Here is a 16,850-nt window from a genome sequence, read left to right on the forward strand (position 1 = left end):
CCGACACTCGATCGTCTCTCGAAGGACTCGTTCTCATGCGTGTGGCAAATCAATCCGGCCGGCTCACCCTCGTCGCGGACGGACGCGGCGTCGACGTCGAAACCGCCAGCGCCGGGCGCTTCTCCGCAGATCCCCAGCAGATCTTCGAGCGCTGGGACGAGTTCGTCTCGTGGGCCCGGACAGTGGACTTCTCCGATGCTGCTTCGGTGATCGAATCGGAGCTGCACGCTCCGGTTCCCCGGCCGGGCCAGATCTTCGCCGTCGGCGTGAACTACGCCGATCACGTCGAGGAATCCGGTCTCGAATTGCCCGATGCGCCCTTCGTGTTCACGAAGTTCCCCGCCGCGATCACCGGGCCGTACGACACCATCGAACACCCCGGCGGCTCGGTGGACTTCGAGGTCGAACTCGTCGCGGTCATCGGTAAGGAAGCCCGCCACGTTCCCGTCTCGCAGGGCTGGGACCACGTCGCCGGCCTCACCCTCGGTCAGGACCTCTCCGAACGCGAGCTGCAGTTGTCCGGACCGCCGCCGCAGCAGTTCGCCCTCGGCAAGTCCTTCACCGGCTTCGCGCCGATCGGCCCCGTGCTGGTCACCCCCGACGAGTTCGCCGATCGTGACGACCTCGAGGTGAGCACCGTGCTCTCGGGTGAACTCATGCAGAAGTCCCGCACCCGGCATCTGATCTTCCCGATCCCGGTCCTGGTGTCCTACCTGTCGTCGATCGTGCCGCTGCGTCCCGGCGATCTGATCTTCACCGGCACCCCCGCGGGCATCGGCTTCACCCGCGAGCCCAAACGGCTCATCGGCACCGACGACGAACTCGTCAGCCGCGCCGAGGGTATCGGCGAGATGCGCCACCGCTTCGTCGCCACCGGCCGCCCCCACCCTCTCACCACAGTTTCCAGGAGCACGCACCATGTCTGACATCACCGTTCCCGTACTCGTCGTCGGCGGCGGCGGCTGCGGCCTGACCACCTCGATCCTGCTGTCCGAGCACGGCATCGACCACCATCTCGTCGAGCGGCACACCGGCACCTCGCCGCTGCCGAAGGCGCACTACCTCAACCAGCGCACCATGGAGGTGCTCCGGCAGTACGGCGTCGCGGACTCGATCTACGAGGTCGGCACGCCGCCGAAGAACATGGGCAAGACCCGCTGGGTGACCTCCCTGGGCGGCGACGGCGAACTCGACGGCCGCACCCTGTTCACCCTCGACTCCTTCGGAGGCGGGGGCCTCGAGAACAAGTACGCCGACGACAGCCCGTGCCTGTCGAGCAACTACCCGCAGGTGCGGCTCGAGCCGCTGCTGCGCGCGCACGCCGAGCGGCGCGCACCGGGCTCGATCCACTTCCACCGGGAACTGGTCTCGTTCACCCAGGACGACGACGGCGTCGATGCGGTCATCCTCGACCGGGACACGCAGCAGACCTACACCGTCCACGCCCAGTACCTGGTCGCCGCGGACGGCGGCAAGACCGTCGGACCCGAACTGGGGGTGACGCTGGAAGGCCCGACCGGGATCCTGGACATGGTCAGCACCCATTTCACCGCGGATCTGTCGCAGTACTGGGAAGACGACGTGCTGATCACCTGGCTGGTCAACCCGGAAGGGGCCGGCTCGTGGCACAGCGGCGCCATGGCCGCGATGGGACCGACCTGGGGCAAGCATTCGGAAGAGTTCGTCATCCACTTCACCTTCCGTCCGGACGATCCCAACCGCTTCGACGAAGAGGCGATCGTGCCCCGGCTGCGGGAACTGCTCGAGCTGCCCGACCTCGAACCGAAGGTGCACAAGGTCAGCCACTGGATCCTCGAAGGGGTCCTCGCCGACAAGTACCAGGTCGGCCGGATCTTCCTCGCCGGGGACGCCGCCCACCGGCACCCCCCGACCACCGGTCTCGGGCTCAACACCGCCATCCAGGACGCCCACAACCTGGTGTGGAAACTCGCCGCCGTCCTGCGGGGGGACGCCTCCCCCGCGCTGCTCGACACCTACGAACCGGAACGGCGCCCGGTGGGCATGCGCAACGTCGACTGGGCCATGTTCACCTTCCTCAACCACATGGTCATCGACGCCGGCCTCGGGCTGAGCCCCGATCAGCCTCTCGAGGTTCGCACCCAGGTGTTCCGCGACTTCTTCTCCGACACCCCGATGGGCGAAACCCGCCGGGCGCGGGCGTTCGAGGTCGCCAACACCCAGCGCACCGAGTTCCAGGCGCACGACCTCGAGATCGGCTTCGCCTACCAGGACGGCGCCCTGGTGCCCGATGGCAGCGACGCTCCGCCGCGGGACCCGATGGGCAGCGTGTACTTCCCCACCACCCGCCCCGGCCACCGACTTCCCCACGCCTGGATCGAGCACCACGGCCGCCGGGTCTCCACCCACGACCTCACCGGCACCGACACCGCCTTCGTGCTCGTCACCGGCGCCGAGAGCGAGGCCTGGGTGACCGCGGCCGACACGGTCGAGAAGAAGTTCGGGATCCGTATCAAGGTCGTCACGATCGCCGACGGCGCCGACTACACCGATCCCACCGGCCGATGGAACGAACTGCGCGAGATCGCAGAAGACGGCGCGATCCTGGTCCGCCCCGACAACCACGTCGCCTGGCGCAGCGCCGAACGCGTCACCGATCCTGCCGACGAGCTCGCCCGCACCGTCGGCACCCTCCTGTCCCGCTGAATCGACGCCGTCCCGGCGACCGACCCCGCGCACTCACCAGCGCATGCCTCGGTCGGTCGCGGGGGTGGCAGACCAGTCGAAAGGAAACCCCCACCGATGTCCGGTCCCGAGCCCGAACTGTTGTGGTCTCCCGCTGCCGAGCGGGTCGCCGCCTGCCGGATGTCGCGGTACCAGCGCTGGCTCGCCACCGAAAAGAACGTGCGCACCACCGATTACCGGTCGCTGTGGCACTGGTCGATCACCGACCTCGACGGGTTCTGGTCCTCGATCTGGGAGTACTTCGACGTGTCGGCCTCGAACCCGGGCTCGGTGGCCCTGGCCGAGCCTCGGATGCCCGGAGCGCAGTGGTTCCCCGGGGCGCGGCTGAACTGGGCGGAGAACCTGCTACGGCACATCGACGCCGACGGCCCGGCAATCGTCTCGCTCGACGAGAACGGCCACCGATCCGAGATCGGGCGGGCCCAGCTGGTGTCCCAGGTCGCCAATCTCGCCGCACAGTTCCGCGCCATGGGGGTGCGTCCCGGCGACCGGATCGCGGCGGTGCTGCCGAACATCGCGCCGACGGTGGTCGCGGTGCTCGCCGCGGCCAGCGTCGGCGCGGTGTGGTCGTGCTGCGCCCCGGACTTCGGTCTCAAGGGACTGCTGGACCGGTTCACCCAGATCGAACCGACCGTGCTCATCGGCATCGACGGCTACCGGTTCAACCACAAGACCGTCGACCGCCGTGCCCTGCTCGCCGAGCTGCAGACCCAGCTGCCCACCGTCGCGCACACCGTCCTGGTCCGCACCCTCGACAGCACGACACCGCTTCCCGACGGTGTCCTCGATTTCGCCGAGCTGATCACCGGGGACGCGGAGCCCCGGTACGAGCAGGTGCCGTTCGACCATCCCCTGTGGATTCTCTACAGCTCCGGCACCACCGGACTGCCCAAGGGCATCGTGCACTCGCACGGCGGCATCCTGCTCGAATCCCTCAAGGCCAACGCGCTGCACTACGACCTCGGCCCCACCGATCGGGTGTTCATCGCCGCCAGCACCGCGTGGGTGGTGTGGAACATGCTCGTCGACGCCATGGTCACCGGCGCGACGATCGTCACCTACGACGGCAGCCCCACCGCCGACGGCCCGGACACCCTGTTCCGTATCTGCGGGAAGGAACGCGTCACCCGTTTCGGCACCGGAGCCGCCTACCTGACCTTGTGCGAGAAGGCCGGCGCCACCCCGGGTGCGGACGTCGACCTCGGCTCGCTGCGGTCGATCATGAGCACCGGCTCCCCGCTGCCCGAGTCCACCTGGACCTGGGTGTACGAGGCGGTCGCGTCCGATGTGCACCTCGGTTCCGACAGCGGAGGGACGGATGTGGCCACCGCGTTCGTCGGCGCCAATCCCCTCCAGCCGGTGTACACGGGCGAGCTGCAGGGGCCGTGCCTCGGTGTCGCAGTCGAGGCCTGGAATGCCGACGGAGAGCCGGTCACCGACGAGGTCGGGGAGATGGTCATCACCGCGCCGATGCCGTCGATGCCGATCTACTTCTGGAACGACCCCGACGGTCACCGCTACCACGACGCGTACTTCGACACCTTCCCCGGAGTGTGGCGGCACGGCGACTGGATCACCATCACCGGCCACGGCAGCTGCCGGATCCACGGCCGCTCCGATTCGACCATCAACCGCGGCGGTGTGCGGATGGGCTCGGCCGACATCTACCAGGCTGTCGAAGCCCTCCCCGAGATCGCCGACGCCCTGGTCATCGGCGCCGAACTCCCCGACGGCGGCTACCACATGCCCCTGTTCGTCGTGCTCCACGACGGTCACGACCTCGACGACGCCCTCGTCGACAAGATCCGCACCACCATCCGCACCGAGGTTTCACCGCGTCACGTGCCCGACGAGATCATCGACGTCCCGGCCGTACCCACCACCCGCACCGGCAAGCGCCTCGAGGTGCCGATCAAGAAGCTCATCCAAGGGGCGTCGCCGGAGAGTGCACTGAACCGGGCCACCGTCGCCGATACCGATGCCTTGGACTGGTACATCGACTACGCCAACGCCTTTCACCGCTCTCGCCAGACACGACATCAGTGAGGACTGCCGTGACCGACACCGTAGAGAACCCTGCACCCCACCGGCTCGAGCCTGTCGAAGAACGGGCACTCGAGGCGTTGTTCACCGCGGCGCGGACCGCGAACTCCTTCGCACCCATCCCGGTGTCCGACGACCAGCTCACCGAGATCTGGGAGTTGGCGCGGTGGGCACCGACGGGGGCGAACACGCAACCGCTGCGAACAGTGTTCGTTCGCAAGGAATCCGGGCGCGATCGTCTGGTCACCCACATGAACGACGGCAACAAGGCCAAGACCGCTTCGGCTCCGGCCACGGCGATTCTCGCCGTGGACACCCGGTTCCACGACCATATGGGCACCCTGCTGCCGTTCAAGCCCGAACTCGGGCAGCTCTACGAATCGAACGAGGCAGTCCGGTCGGCCACCGCCCAGCTGAACGCGGCGCTACAGGCCGGCTACTTCATCCTCGCCGTGCGGGCTCGCGGTCTCGCGGCCGGGCCGATGAGCGGCTTCGACGCCGCCGCCCTCGATGCGGACTTCTTCCCCGACGGGCAGTGGCGGTCGCTGCTGGTCGTCAACATCGGACACCCCGGTGAGAACCCGTGGTTCGAGCGGCTTCCGCGGCTCGAGCACAGCGAGTGCCTGCGCTGGGAGTGATCGTGGATTGCTTACTCCGCGAGGGTGTCGAGCAGTGGCCGCACCCGGTAGTCCACCATTTCGCGCATCACCAGGGCCGTGGTGGTGCGTTTGACGCCCTTGATGTTCAAGATGTCCCCGGCGATGCGATACAGATCGTCGGCGTCCCGGGCCGCGACGTGGACGAGCAGGTCGGCGACACCGCTGAGGCCGTGCACTTCGAGGACCTCGGGTATCGCGTCGAGTGCGGCTCCGACGCGGTCGAGTTTGCGCTGGGTGACGTTGGTGAGCACGTACGCCTGCAGCGGATACCCGAGGATGGCCGGGTCGACGCGGCGTTCGAACGAGCGCAGCGCCCCCGCCTCGTCGAGCTTGCTCAGGCGTGCTTGAACGGTGTTGCGGGACAGACCTGTTCGTTCTGCTATGGCCATCACAGTGGCACGCGGGTCGTCGGACAGGGCGGTCAGGATTCGCGCGTCTATCCGGTCGGCTCGGTGTGTGCTTGGCACAGTGCCCACCTCCCTCTCGTCCACACCCGCCGGCGGGGTGCATAATGCTCAATTTTCGGTTCCAGTATTGCGCAAACAGACACCCACTGGTGGACTGTTGTCACACCCCGCAGGTCGGGCAGCCTCCCAGACACGATCCGGTCGGCCTCCCGATTCCTTCGCCGCTCGGCCCCTTCTCATCCGTCGCCGGCCGAGCCGGCTCCCCCCCGGCGCCCGATGCAGTAGCCCTGCCCGGTTCCGCGTTGTTGTCTTCAAGGAGAGTTCCGATGTCCCAGCCCGTGTCCTTCGACTCCGTGACCTCGTACCCGACCGGCCAGGTCGGTGCGTGCGAGGACCTCGCCGCCCTCGAGGCGATCCGGCAGCGGGTGTTGTGGCTGTCGACCTCGATGATCCACCACGCGAACCGGGTCCGCCCCAACCCCACCGGCCTGAAAGTCGGTGGCCATCAGGCCTCGTGCGCGTCGATGGTCTCGATCATGACCGCCCTGTGGTTCGAGCACCTGCGTCCCGGCGACCGGGTCTCGGTCAAACCCCACGCGTCTCCGGTGCTGCACAGCATCAACTACCTGCTCGGCGAACTGGACGAGAAGTACCTGACCACCCTGCGCGAATTCGGGGGCCTGCAGTCGTATCCGAGCCGGGCGAAGGACCCGGATCCGGTCGACTACTCCACCGGGTCGGTCGGGATCGGTGCCACCGCCCCGATCTGGGGGGCGATGGCCCGCCGCTACGTCGACACCCACCTCGCCGGCACCGGCCGCGGCCGGCAGTACTCGCTGGTCGGCGACGCCGAACTCGACGAGGGCGCGGTCTGGGAGGCCATCCTCGATCCCGGGATCACCGACCTCGGGGAGGTGGTGTGGATCGTCGATCTGAACCGCCAGTCCCTGGACCGGGTGGTGCCCAACATCGCCGCCCGCCGCCTGGAGAAGATGTTCGACGCCGCCGGCTGGCAGGTCGTCACCGTCAAGTTCGGCACGCTGCTCGAAGAACTGTTCACCCGACCCGGCGGGGACGGGCTGCGCACCCGCATCCTGGACATGCCGAATCCGGAATACCAGCGGCTGCTGCGCTGCACCCCGGCCGAGGTCCGCGACCGGCTGCCCGGCGACGGCCCCGGCAGCACCCAGATCGCCGAGCTGATCGCCACCCTCGACGATGCGACCCTGACCGCCGCGGTCCGCAACCTCGGCGGGCACGATCTGCAGGCCCTGTCGCAGGCGTACCGGCAGATCGACGACACCCGCCCCACGGTGATCATCGCCTACACCATCAAGGGCTACGGCCTGCCCACCGAAGGGCACCCGCAGAACCACTCCGCGCTGCTGACCGTCGACGAATACACGCAACTGGCCTCGAGTCTGGGAATGGACCCGCAGCACCCGTGGGGCCGGTTCGCGGCCGACACCGCGGCAGGACAGCTGTGCCGGGCCGCCGCCGACCGGCTGCGGCGCGACCCGGTCCCGGCGCTGCCGGCCCTGACGCTGCCCACCGACATCGGCCGCACCCCCAAGGGCACCGCCACCACCCAGGCCGCCCTCGGCCGGGTACTGCTGGACCTGACCCGCGAAGCCCCCGAGGCCGCCGGGCGGGTGGTCACCGTCAGCCCCGACGTCAGCTCCACCACCAACCTCGGCGGCTGGGTGAACAAGGTCGGGGTGTGGTCGGCGGCCGAGCGGCACAACTGGTTCGCCGACGACGCCGAGACGATCATGCACTGGAACGAACGCCCCACCGGCCAGCACATGGAACTCGGCATCGCCGAAACCAACCTGGTCGGGCTGATCGGCGAACTCGGCGCCACCTGGAGCCGCTGGGGCCAGCCGCTGCTGCCCATCGGGGTGCTCTACGACCCGTTCGTCGAACGCGCCCTCGAACCCTGGTCGTACGGCATCTACGCCGGCGGACAGTCCATCCTCGTCGGCACCCCCTCCGGGGTCACCCTCGCCGCCGAGGGCGGTGCGCACCAGTCGATCAAGACCCCCTCGATCGGTCTCGAACAACCCGGCTGCATCAGCTACGAACCGGCCTTCGCCCTCGACGTCGAATGGACCCTGCTCGCCTCCCTCGCCCGGCTCGGCCGCCCCGACGGCACCTCGGCGTACCTGCGGCTGTCGACCCGCCCGGTCGATCAGACCCTCGCCGCCGTGCCCACCGACCCGGCCGCGCGCGAACGCCGCCGCCGCCAGGTCGTCGCCGGCGGCTACCCGATCCGGCGCCGCGAGGGCGCGCAGGTGACGATCGTGGCGATGGGCGCGATGCTCACCGAGGCGCTCGCCGCCGCGGACCGGCTCGAGGCCACCGGGGCGCGCGCCGACGTGCTGTGCATCACCAGCCCCGGACTGCTGTTCGAGGCCTGGCAGGCCCGCCAGGGCCGCGGCCGCGGTGAGAGCTGGATCCTCGATCAGCTCTTCCCCGCCGACCGCGCCACCCCGATGGTCACCGTCCTCGACGGCCACCCCCACACCCTGGCCTTCCTCGCCGGCATCAACCGGGTGCGCAGCACCTGCCTCGGCGTCAGCCGCTTCGGGCAGGTCGGTGGGCTCGACGACGTCTACCGCTACCACGGCATCGACACCGACAGCATCGTCGCCGCCGCCCTCGACCTCCTTCCCTGACCTGGCACCGTTCCCGCATCACCGGAGACAGAAGGGACCCCCATGACCACCGGACAACTCACCGGCACCACCGTGCGCATGCCGGCCCTCGGCGAGGGCGTCGACGAGGGCACCGTCACCCGCTGGCTCAAACAACCCGGCGACCACGTCACCGCCGACGAGCCGCTGCTCGAGGTCGCCACCGACAAGGTCGACACCGAAATCCCCTCGCCCGTCACCGGTGTCCTGCAACGGATCCTCGCCGAGGAGAACGACGTCGTCACCGTCGGCACCGACCTGGCCGTCATCACCGCACCGGGCACCGGATCGGCGCCCACACCCCCTGCGCCACCCCTCCCGGCGCCCGCTGCGGACCCGGCATCCCCGGCTGCGGCGGCGCCCCCGGTTCCGGGGGCGACGGCTCCTCCCCTGCGGCCGTCGCCACCGGAACCTCGGATTCCTGCCCAAGATGCATCCCGGCCACAGGACCACGCCGGTTCAGACGGGTCGACGGTGGAGAAGCTGCCCCGCATCCGCCGCACCATCGCCCGGCGAATGGTCGACTCGCTGCAGACCGCCGCGCAGCTGACCACGGTGCTCGAGGTGGACGTCACCGCCATTGCCCGGCTGCGGGCCGCCCACAAGGACGAGTTCTACCAACGCACCGGCATCAAGCTGTCGTTCCTGCCGTTCTTCGCCAAGGCCGCCGTCGATGCGCTCGCCGAGCACCGGGTTCTCAACGCCTCGCTGAACACCGAGGTCACCGAGGTCACCTACCACCACCACTGCCACCTGGGCATGGCCGTCGACAGCGACAAAGGGCTGATGGTGCCGGTCCTCCGCGACGCCCACACGCTCGGCATCGAAGGACTCGCCCGGGCCGTCGCCGACAAGGCCGAGAAGGTCCGCACCGGCACCATCTCCCCGGACGAGCTGACCGGCGGCACCTTCACCCTCACCAACACCGGCAGCCGCGGCGCCCTGTTCGACACCCCGATCCTCAACCAACCCCAGACCGGCATCCTCGGTGTCGGCGCCGTCGTCGAACGACTGATCCCCACCCGAGCCGACGGTGAACTCCGCATCGACGTGCGCTCGATGGCCTACCTGTCGATCACCTACGACCACCGCATCGTCGACGGCGCCGACGCCGCCCGCTTCCTCACCACCGTCAAGAACACCCTCGAACACGGCTTCACCACAGCCGACCTGACCTGATCGCCCACCCGGAAGGAGCACACATGCGCCCGGACGATCGCGCGATGCTGGCATTCGCCGCCAAGTGGTCCCCCTTCGGCGGAGGAGACGAGCACATCCTTCCCGAATTCGGGCTCACCCCCGCGGTGTTCTACCGACGTCTTCTGGCGATGGTGACCACCACTCCGACGGATGAGGTGGATTTCGCGACCCGTACATTCCTACGACAGTTCTGCGTCTCGAAGCTGTCCCGTTCGACGCGACCCGCACGCCCCGCCTTCGACAAACCGATCGCTCCGCCCGAGGTTCGCCTGTCCCAGGCGACCGTAGAGAAACGCCCGTGAACACGACCACCGCCGCCACGGCAGCCGAACCCCACAACGACCACCTCATGCTCGCTCAGGGGAACCGGCCGTTGTTCGACGAATCCGATGAACCGGTCTCGTCGGAGGACCCGGTCTCGTCGGAGGACACAACCGCATCCTGATCGTCTCTGCCGGCGAAACCGGCACGAGGAACGCCGCGCCCATGCGTCGACGTCCCCCGAGAACGACGAGGGGGAGGTTGCCGGCGACGTGTCGCGGCAACCTCCCCCTCGGGGCGAAGAACCTACACCAGCAGCTCGGCGATCTGAATGGTGTTGAGGGCGGCGCCCTTCCGCAGGTTGTCCCCCGAGACGAACAGCGCGAGACCGCGGCCGTCCGGCACACCCGGATCCTGCCGGACCCGGCCCACCAGCGACGGATCCTGGCCGGCGGCCTGCAGCGGCGTCGGAACATCCACGAGGCGCACGCCGGGGGCGTTCGCGAGCAGTTCGTTCGCGCGCTCGACCGACAGCGGGCGTTCGAACTCGGCGTTGATCGACAGCGAGTGACCGGTGATCACCGGCACCCGCACGCAGGTACCCGAGACCAGCAGATCCGGCAGTCCGAGGATCTTGCGGGACTCGTTGCGCAGCTTCTGGTCCTCGTCGGTCTCGCCGCTGCCGTCGTCGACGAGCGAACCCGCGAGCGGCAGGACGTTGAACGCAATCGGCGCGACGTACTTGTCCGGAGCCGGGAAGTCGACGGCGCTGCCGTCGTGCACGAGCTTCTCGGCGTCGCCGATGACGGCGCGGGCCTGGCCGAGCAGCTCCTCGACGCCCGCGATGCCGCTGCCGGAGACCGCCTGGTAGCTCGAGACGATCAGTCGCTGCAGGCCGGCTTCGTCGTGCAGCACTTTCAGGACCGGCATCGCGGCCATGGTGGTGCAGTTCGGGTTGGCGATGATGCCCTTCGGCGGGTTCTTCGCCTCCTGCGGGTTCACCTCGCTCACGACGAGCGGCACCTCGGGGTCCTTGCGCCAGGCCGAGGAGTTGTCGACCACGACCGCCCCGGCGGCGGCGAACCGCGGCGCCTGGGCACGCGAGAGCGTCGCACCGGCCGAGAACAGGGCGATGTCGATGCCCTTCAGATCCTCGTCGGAGGTCGCCGCGGCGTCCTCCACGACGATCTCCTCCCCGCGGAACGGCAGCTTCTTGCCGGCCGAGCGGGCCGAGGCGAAGAAGCGCACCTTGTCGGCGGGAAAGTTGCGCTCCTCGAGCAGGGTGCGCATGACGATGCCGACCTGGCCGGTGGCACCTACGACTGCGATGGTGGTCATGATCTACCGTCCCGTTCCGGCGTGGACGACGGCTTCCTCGTCGCCGCCGAGTTCGAAGGCGGCGTGCAGGGCGCGCACCGCGTCGTCGAGTTCGGTGTCGTCGACGAGCACCGAGATGCGGATCTCCGAGGTGGAGATGAGATCGATGTTGATGCCCGCGTCCGCGAGGGCCTCGCAGAACTTCGCCGTGACGCCCGGATGGCTCTTCATTCCGGCACCGACGAGCGAGACCTTGCCGATGTGGTCGTCGAACAGCACCTGGGTGAAGCCGATCTCCTCCTGCTGCTTGCTCAGCAACTCCACGGCACGTGGGCCGTCGCTCTTCGGCAGGGTGAAGGTGATGTCGGTCTTGCCGGTCTCCACCTTGGAGATGTTCTGCAACACCATGTCGATGTTGATCTCGGCCTCGGCGACGGCGCGGAACACCTTCGCGGCGTAGCCGGGAGTGTCGGGCAGGCCGACGACGGTGACCTTGGCCTCGCCGCGATCGTGCGCGACGCCGGTGATCAGAGCCTCTTCCACGGGGATGTCCTCCATCGATCCGGACACGATGGTGCCGGGCTTGGTGGTGTACGACGAACGAACGTGCACGGGCACGTTGTAGCGGCGGGCGTACTCGACGCAGCGCAGCATGAGCACCTTCGCGCCGCAGGCCGCGAGCTCGAGCATCTCCTCGAACGAGACCTTCTCGAGCCGCTGCGCGTCCTTGACGATGCGCGGGTCGGCAGTGAAGACGCCGTCGACGTCGGTGTAGATCTCGCAGACATCGGCGTCGAGCGCCGCGGCCAGGGCCACGGCGGTGGTGTCGGACCCGCCGCGGCCGAGGGTGGTGATGTCCTTGCTGTCCTGGCTCACGCCCTGGAAACCGGCGACGAGGACGATGCTGCCCTCGTCGAGCGCGGTCCGGACGCGGCCGGGGGTGACGTCGATGATCTTCGCGTTGCCGTGGCTGCCCGTCGTGATCACGCCGGCCTGGGAGCCGGTGAACGAGCGTGCCTCGGCGCCGAGCGAGTGGATCGCCATCGCGACCAGGGCGTTGGAGATGCGCTCACCGGAGGTGAGGAGCATGTCCATCTCACGCGCCGGCGGGGCGGGGCACACCTGCTGAGCGAGGTCGAGCAGCTCGTCGGTGGTGTCGCCCATCGCCGACACGACCACGACGACGTCGTTGCCCGCCTTCTTGGTCTCGACTATCCGTTCAGCGACGCGCCGGATCCGTTCGGCCGTCGCGACCGAGGATCCTCCGTACTTCTGGACGACGAGTGCCACGCTGGCGAACCTCCGGGGTCTTGGGTGCAAGTCCAGGGGACCAGCTTACCGATGCGGCCCGAAGGGATGCGGCCCGACCTGCCCCGACCCGCCCCGCCCATCCGGCGGCAACCTCGGCAGCAGACCGTAATCGCCGGGCCCGAACGCGATCTCGGACGGCAACGGCAGCGGCGGGCGGGAGCGCCGGCGGACGCTGCGGGTCCGCGCGGCGGGACGCGGGTCCGCGCGGCGGGATGCGGCCGACAACGGCCGCTCGGGACGAGCGGCTCAGCCCGCGACGGTCGTGCGCAGCAGCATGACGTTGTAGTCGCTCCAGCGGGACGCGACGAAGTAGAGGTCGTTGCCGCTGGACCACGGGTGGATGTACGGCGCGTACAGGCCGCTGATCTGGGCACTGGTGACGAGCACGCGCGGCGCGCTCCACGGGCCCTCCGGCCGCGCGCTCGTGCGCATCTCGATCCGGCCGCCTTCCTCGTTGCCGTAGAGGAGGACGAAGGTGCTGCCGGTCCAGTGCACCGACATCTCGCCGACCGGGCCGTCGACGACGGGCACTGCCGCATCGATTCCGCCGAGCACCCAGCCGGTGCCGGTCCAGAACTCGTAGGCGCCGAGGTCTCGGATCTGCGCCTCGGGCACGCGGGAGACGTAGGCCGGTCCGAAGCGGCCGTTGGGCGTGCCGAAGTCGTAGACGTAGCCCTCGTGCTTGACGTACGCGTGCTGCTGGAACCCGGCGTTGCCGACGGCCAGCTGCTGGACGCCGGGCACCTCCACCGGTGTGTTGATCCGCGCGGTGGCCGGGTCGACGGTCCACGTCTCACCGTTGTCGGTCGAGTACGCGAGGGCGGAGGCGTTGGTCCACCATTCCCCGGGCTCGCCCCAGGCGCGCACCGACATGAAGTTGATGTACTGGGTGCCGCCGACGGCGACAGCGGCGGTGGGCACGACGGTGGTCTCGACCCCGTCGATGCCGATGCTGCCGAGGATCTCCCGGGCGAAGTTCGGGTCGGAGGCGAGCACCGGTGCGCCGGAAGAGGGATCGCCGGGGCGGGGCTCGGGCACGGCGATGCCGTCCGACAGCTCGGTGTCCGCGCTGCGCATGAGGATGTTGCGGCGCCATTCGTCGCCCTCGACCGAGCAGTCGCCGAAGGTGTCGCCGAAGGCCATGAGCACCTGGCGGCCGGGTCCGGTTTCACCGTTGTCCCACATGATTCCCAGATCGGTACCCGAGACGGAGAACCGGGTGTCGGTCCGGTTCGGGCTGCGCGGCCCGGTGACCCAGGCGACGGTGCGGGTGGGACCGGAGGTGATCGTCGGGAGCGGTCCCTGTGGTGTCCCGGCACCGGGGTTGCTGCTGCCGAAGCCGCTGCTTCCGGGTCCGGAATTCCCGCAGGGTTCGGCGTGGGCGGTGGCGGCGAACGGCACCGCGCAGCCGAGCGCCAGCAGCAGCGCGGAGGTGAACGTCGTCGCCGACCGGACCGCGCTCATGAACTCTCCTCCCGTCCGGGTGACCGGATCGCGTCTTCCGCAGGACTTCTGTGACAGGTGATTCTCATGTGACGAATGAGGTCAACGTATTGGACCGGCACGGACCGCGGCGGGGCCCTTCGTATCGATCGGGTCACGTTCGCGCGGGCCCGGCTGTTCGGGATCGGTTTCGAGATCGTTTATGGAATCCCTCACCTCCGGGTGGGCTCCGGCGGGGCCGGCGAGTACACTGCCTGGCATGCAGCGCGCGCTTCTCCTCGGCCGCCGCGGCGGGATCTGACCAGACCGGCTTCCCGTCGCGGGGTGTTGTCGCGCCGGTCGTATCCTCATCCGGACTCACCGGTCCCCATTTTTTGGAGCTACGTCATGTCACCCGCCGACGCATTCACCTCCGGCTCGCGCACGATCACGCCGCCGAGCAAGCCCGCCCCCGCCGATCAGCCGGCGTGGAACAAGCAGAAGAACTCTTCGATGCCGACCTACCGGTACCGGCCGTTCGCCGAGGAGGTCGAGCCGATCACGCTGCCCGACCGCACCTGGCCGGACAAGATCATCGACCGGGCGCCCGCCTGGTGCGCGGTGGACCTGCGTGACGGCAACCAGGCGCTCATCGACCCCATGAGCCCCGCCCGCAAGCGGCGCATGTTCGACCTGCTGGTACGCATGGGCTACAAGGAGATCGAGGTCGGCTTCCCGTCGGCGAGCCAGACCGACTTCGACTTCGTCCGAGAGATCATCGAGGACAACGCGATTCCCGACGACGTCACCATCCAGGTGCTGACGCAGGCCCGCCCCGAGCTGATCAAGCGCACCTTCGAGGCGTGCGCCGGGGCCCACTCGGCCATCGTCCACTTCTACAACTCGACGTCGATCCTGCAGCGTCGCGTGGTGTTCCGGGCGGACAAGGACACGGTCAAGAAGATCGCCACCGACGCGGCCGAGCTGGTGCTCGAGGAGGCGAAGAACCACCCCGACACGAACTGGCGGTGGGAGTACTCCCCCGAGTCGTACACCGGCACGGAACTGTCGTATGCCAAGGAGGTGTGCGACGCGGTCGTCGACACCCTGGGCGCGACCCCCGAGAACCCGGTGATCATCAACCTGCCGGCCACGGTCGAGATGGCCACGCCGAACGTGTACGCCGACTCGATCGAGTGGATGCACCGCAACCTGGCCAAGCGCGACTCGATCATCCTGTCGCTGCATCCGCACAACGACCGCGGCACCGGTGTCGCGGCGGCCGAACTGGGCTACCAGGCCGGCGCCGACCGCATCGAGGGCTGCCTGTTCGGCAACGGCGAGCGCACCGGCAACGTGTGCCTGGTGACCCTGGGCCTGAACATGTTCAGCCGGGGCGTGGATCCGCAGATCGACTTCTCCGACATCGACGAGATCCGCCGCACCGTCGAGTACTGCAACCAGCTGCCCGTGCCCGAGCGGCACCCCTACGGCGGTGACCTGGTCTACACCGCCTTCTCCGGCAGCCACCAGGACGCCATCAACAAGGGCATGGACATGATGAAGGCCGACGCCGATGCCGCGGGCACCGACGTCGACGACCTGACCTGGGCGGTGCCGTATCTGCCCATCGACCCGAAGGACGTGGGCCGCAGCTACGAGGCCGTGATCCGGGTCAACTCGCAGTCCGGCAAGGGCGGCGTGGCGTACATCATGAAGCACGACCACGGCCTGAACCTGCCGCGACGGCTGCAGATCGAGTTCTCGCAGGCGGTACAGCGCGTCACCGACGGTGAGGGCGGCGAGGTCAGCCCCAAGGAGATGTGGGACATCTTCCACGAGGAGTACCTGGCTCCGACCACTCCGCTCGAGCGGATGCGGCAGAAGGTCACGGCGGCCGAGACCGACGACGGCACCGACACCGTCACCGCGGTCGTGAAGTACCACGGCAAGGAACAGGAGATCACCGGGTCCGGCAACGGGCCGCTCGCGGCCTTCGTCGACGCCCTGGAATCCCTGGGCTACCAGGTGGCCGTCCGCGGCTACGCCGAGCATGCCATGTCGGCCGGCGACGACGCCCTCGCCGCCGCGTACGTCGAAGCGGACGTGACCCGGCCCGACGGCGTCACGGCCCTGGTCTGGGGCGCCGGCATCGCACCGTCCATCACGACGGCCTCGCTGCGCGCGGTGGTGTCGGCGGTGAACCGGGCGCACTGAGCCCTCCGGGTCCCGCGAACGCCGGTCGATTCGGCAGGAATTCGGACGAATGCGGCGGTACTCTTCCCCGGGGAGTGCCGCCGCATTCCGCGTTTTCCCACCTCGCGCGTGCCCCACGAAAGGGAGCGTCACATGGATTTCTGGGACATCATCTGGTTCATCATCATCAGCTTCGCGTTCATCGCGTACCTGATGGTGCTCTTCTCGATCATCGGCGACCTGTTCCGCAACCACCAGCAGTCCGGCTGGATCAAGGCGATCTGGATCGTCTTCCTGATCTTCCTGCCGTTCCTCACCGCCCTGATCTACCTGATCGTCAACGGCAAGGGCATGGCCGAGCGGTCCGCACGGGAATACGCCCAGGCCAAGCAGGCCCAGGACAGCTACATCCGCGAGGTCGCCGGCAAGTCCCCCGCCGAGCACATCGCCGACGCCAAGGCGCTGCTCGACGCGGGCACCATCACCGAAGCCGAGTACCAGGCTCTCAAGGCCAAGGCGCTGTCCTGACCATCTGCTGCCTGCCGGAACGAGAACGTTAACGCCTCTCCTTCCTGAAGGCAGGAGATTCCCGGCTCAGACCGCAACCGCACCAC

General features: G+C 68.8%; 14 protein-coding genes. 10 read left to right on the forward strand and 4 right to left on the reverse strand.

Features of this window, described 5'->3' with window-relative positions; translation table 11 throughout:
* Positions 1-35: 35 nt before the first annotated feature.
* From RR3_RS21880 to RR3_RS21895, 4 genes are all read left to right on the forward strand, one after another.
* Entirely contained in the window at positions 36-926 is an 891-nt protein-coding gene (locus RR3_RS21880; RefSeq protein ID WP_048773657.1) for a fumarylacetoacetate hydrolase family protein, read from the forward strand.
* Positions 919-2,685, forward strand: a complete 1,767-nt coding sequence (locus RR3_RS21885) for an FAD-dependent oxidoreductase (RefSeq protein ID WP_064065594.1) — start codon at positions 919-921, stop codon at positions 2,683-2,685. The genes RR3_RS21880 and RR3_RS21885 overlap by 8 nt, the downstream gene beginning before the upstream one ends.
* Positions 2,686-2,781: 96 nt before the next feature.
* Positions 2,782-4,770 carry an acetoacetate--CoA ligase gene (locus RR3_RS21890; RefSeq protein WP_064065593.1) on the forward strand — a complete coding sequence of 663 codons (1,989 nt, stop codon included), beginning with the start codon at positions 2,782-2,784 and terminating at the stop codon, positions 4,768-4,770.
* An 8-nt stretch (positions 4,771-4,778) separates the two neighbouring features.
* Positions 4,779-5,405, forward strand: coding sequence for a malonic semialdehyde reductase (locus RR3_RS21895; RefSeq protein ID WP_017681849.1), 627 nt, complete (start codon positions 4,779-4,781; stop codon positions 5,403-5,405).
* 11 nt (positions 5,406-5,416) lie between these two features.
* Here RR3_RS21895 and RR3_RS21900 read toward each other — a convergent pair whose 3' ends face one another.
* Entirely contained in the window at positions 5,417-5,893 is a 477-nt protein-coding gene (locus tag RR3_RS21900) for an Lrp/AsnC family transcriptional regulator (RefSeq protein WP_048773687.1), read from the reverse strand.
* Positions 5,894-6,159: 266 nt separating this feature from the next.
* Between RR3_RS21900 and RR3_RS21905 the strand changes: the two genes are divergently transcribed.
* Genes RR3_RS21905 through RR3_RS24975 form a run of 4 tightly spaced genes read left to right on the forward strand, consistent with a single transcriptional unit; the run spans position 6,160 to position 10,174 of the window.
* Positions 6,160-8,511 (forward strand): thiamine pyrophosphate-binding protein, encoded by a 2,352-nt coding sequence (locus tag RR3_RS21905; protein WP_108754909.1) that lies wholly within the window; start codon positions 6,160-6,162, stop codon positions 8,509-8,511.
* Positions 8,512-8,553: 42 nt separating this feature from the next.
* Entirely contained in the window at positions 8,554-9,708 is a 1,155-nt protein-coding gene (locus tag RR3_RS21910) for a 2-oxo acid dehydrogenase subunit E2 (protein ID WP_017681846.1), read from the forward strand.
* Between the two features lie 23 nt (positions 9,709-9,731).
* On the forward strand, positions 9,732-10,031 hold the full coding sequence (locus RR3_RS21915; protein ID WP_017681845.1) for a hypothetical protein: 300 nt from the start codon (positions 9,732-9,734) through the stop codon (positions 10,029-10,031).
* Complete coding sequence (locus RR3_RS24975; RefSeq protein WP_156525141.1) at positions 10,028-10,174, forward strand: hypothetical protein; 147 nt, start codon at positions 10,028-10,030, stop codon at positions 10,172-10,174. Before RR3_RS21915 ends, RR3_RS24975 begins: the two co-directional genes overlap by 4 nt.
* 122 nt (positions 10,175-10,296) lie before the next feature.
* Here RR3_RS24975 and RR3_RS21920 read toward each other — a convergent pair whose 3' ends face one another.
* From RR3_RS21920 to RR3_RS21930, 3 genes are all read right to left on the reverse strand, one after another.
* Positions 10,297-11,328: an aspartate-semialdehyde dehydrogenase gene (locus tag RR3_RS21920; protein ID WP_048773649.1), complete on the reverse strand. Its 1,032-nt coding sequence runs from the start codon at positions 11,326-11,328 to the stop codon at positions 10,297-10,299.
* A gap of 3 nt (positions 11,329-11,331) precedes the next feature.
* A complete protein-coding gene (locus RR3_RS21925; protein ID WP_003935350.1) occupies positions 11,332-12,597 on the reverse strand; it encodes an aspartate kinase in 1,266 nt (421 codons plus the stop codon).
* 267 nt (positions 12,598-12,864) lie between these two features.
* A complete protein-coding gene (locus tag RR3_RS21930) occupies positions 12,865-14,082 on the reverse strand; it encodes a glycoside hydrolase family 183 protein (RefSeq protein WP_010594959.1) in 1,218 nt (405 codons plus the stop codon).
* 366 nt (positions 14,083-14,448) lie between these two features.
* On the opposite strand from RR3_RS21930, the gene leuA reads away from it, so the two are divergent.
* Positions 14,449-16,257 (forward strand): 2-isopropylmalate synthase, encoded by a 1,809-nt coding sequence (gene leuA / locus RR3_RS21935; RefSeq protein WP_040273612.1) that lies wholly within the window; start codon positions 14,449-14,451, stop codon positions 16,255-16,257.
* A 132-nt stretch (positions 16,258-16,389) separates the two neighbouring features.
* Positions 16,390-16,764, forward strand: coding sequence for an SHOCT domain-containing protein (locus tag RR3_RS21940; RefSeq protein ID WP_064065592.1), 375 nt, complete (start codon positions 16,390-16,392; stop codon positions 16,762-16,764).
* Positions 16,765-16,850: the final 86 nt, after the last annotated feature.

This window comes from Rhodococcus ruber NBRC 15591 (genome assembly GCF_001894945.1).
In the GTDB taxonomy this organism is placed as follows: domain Bacteria; phylum Actinomycetota; class Actinomycetes; order Mycobacteriales; family Mycobacteriaceae; genus Rhodococcus; species Rhodococcus ruber.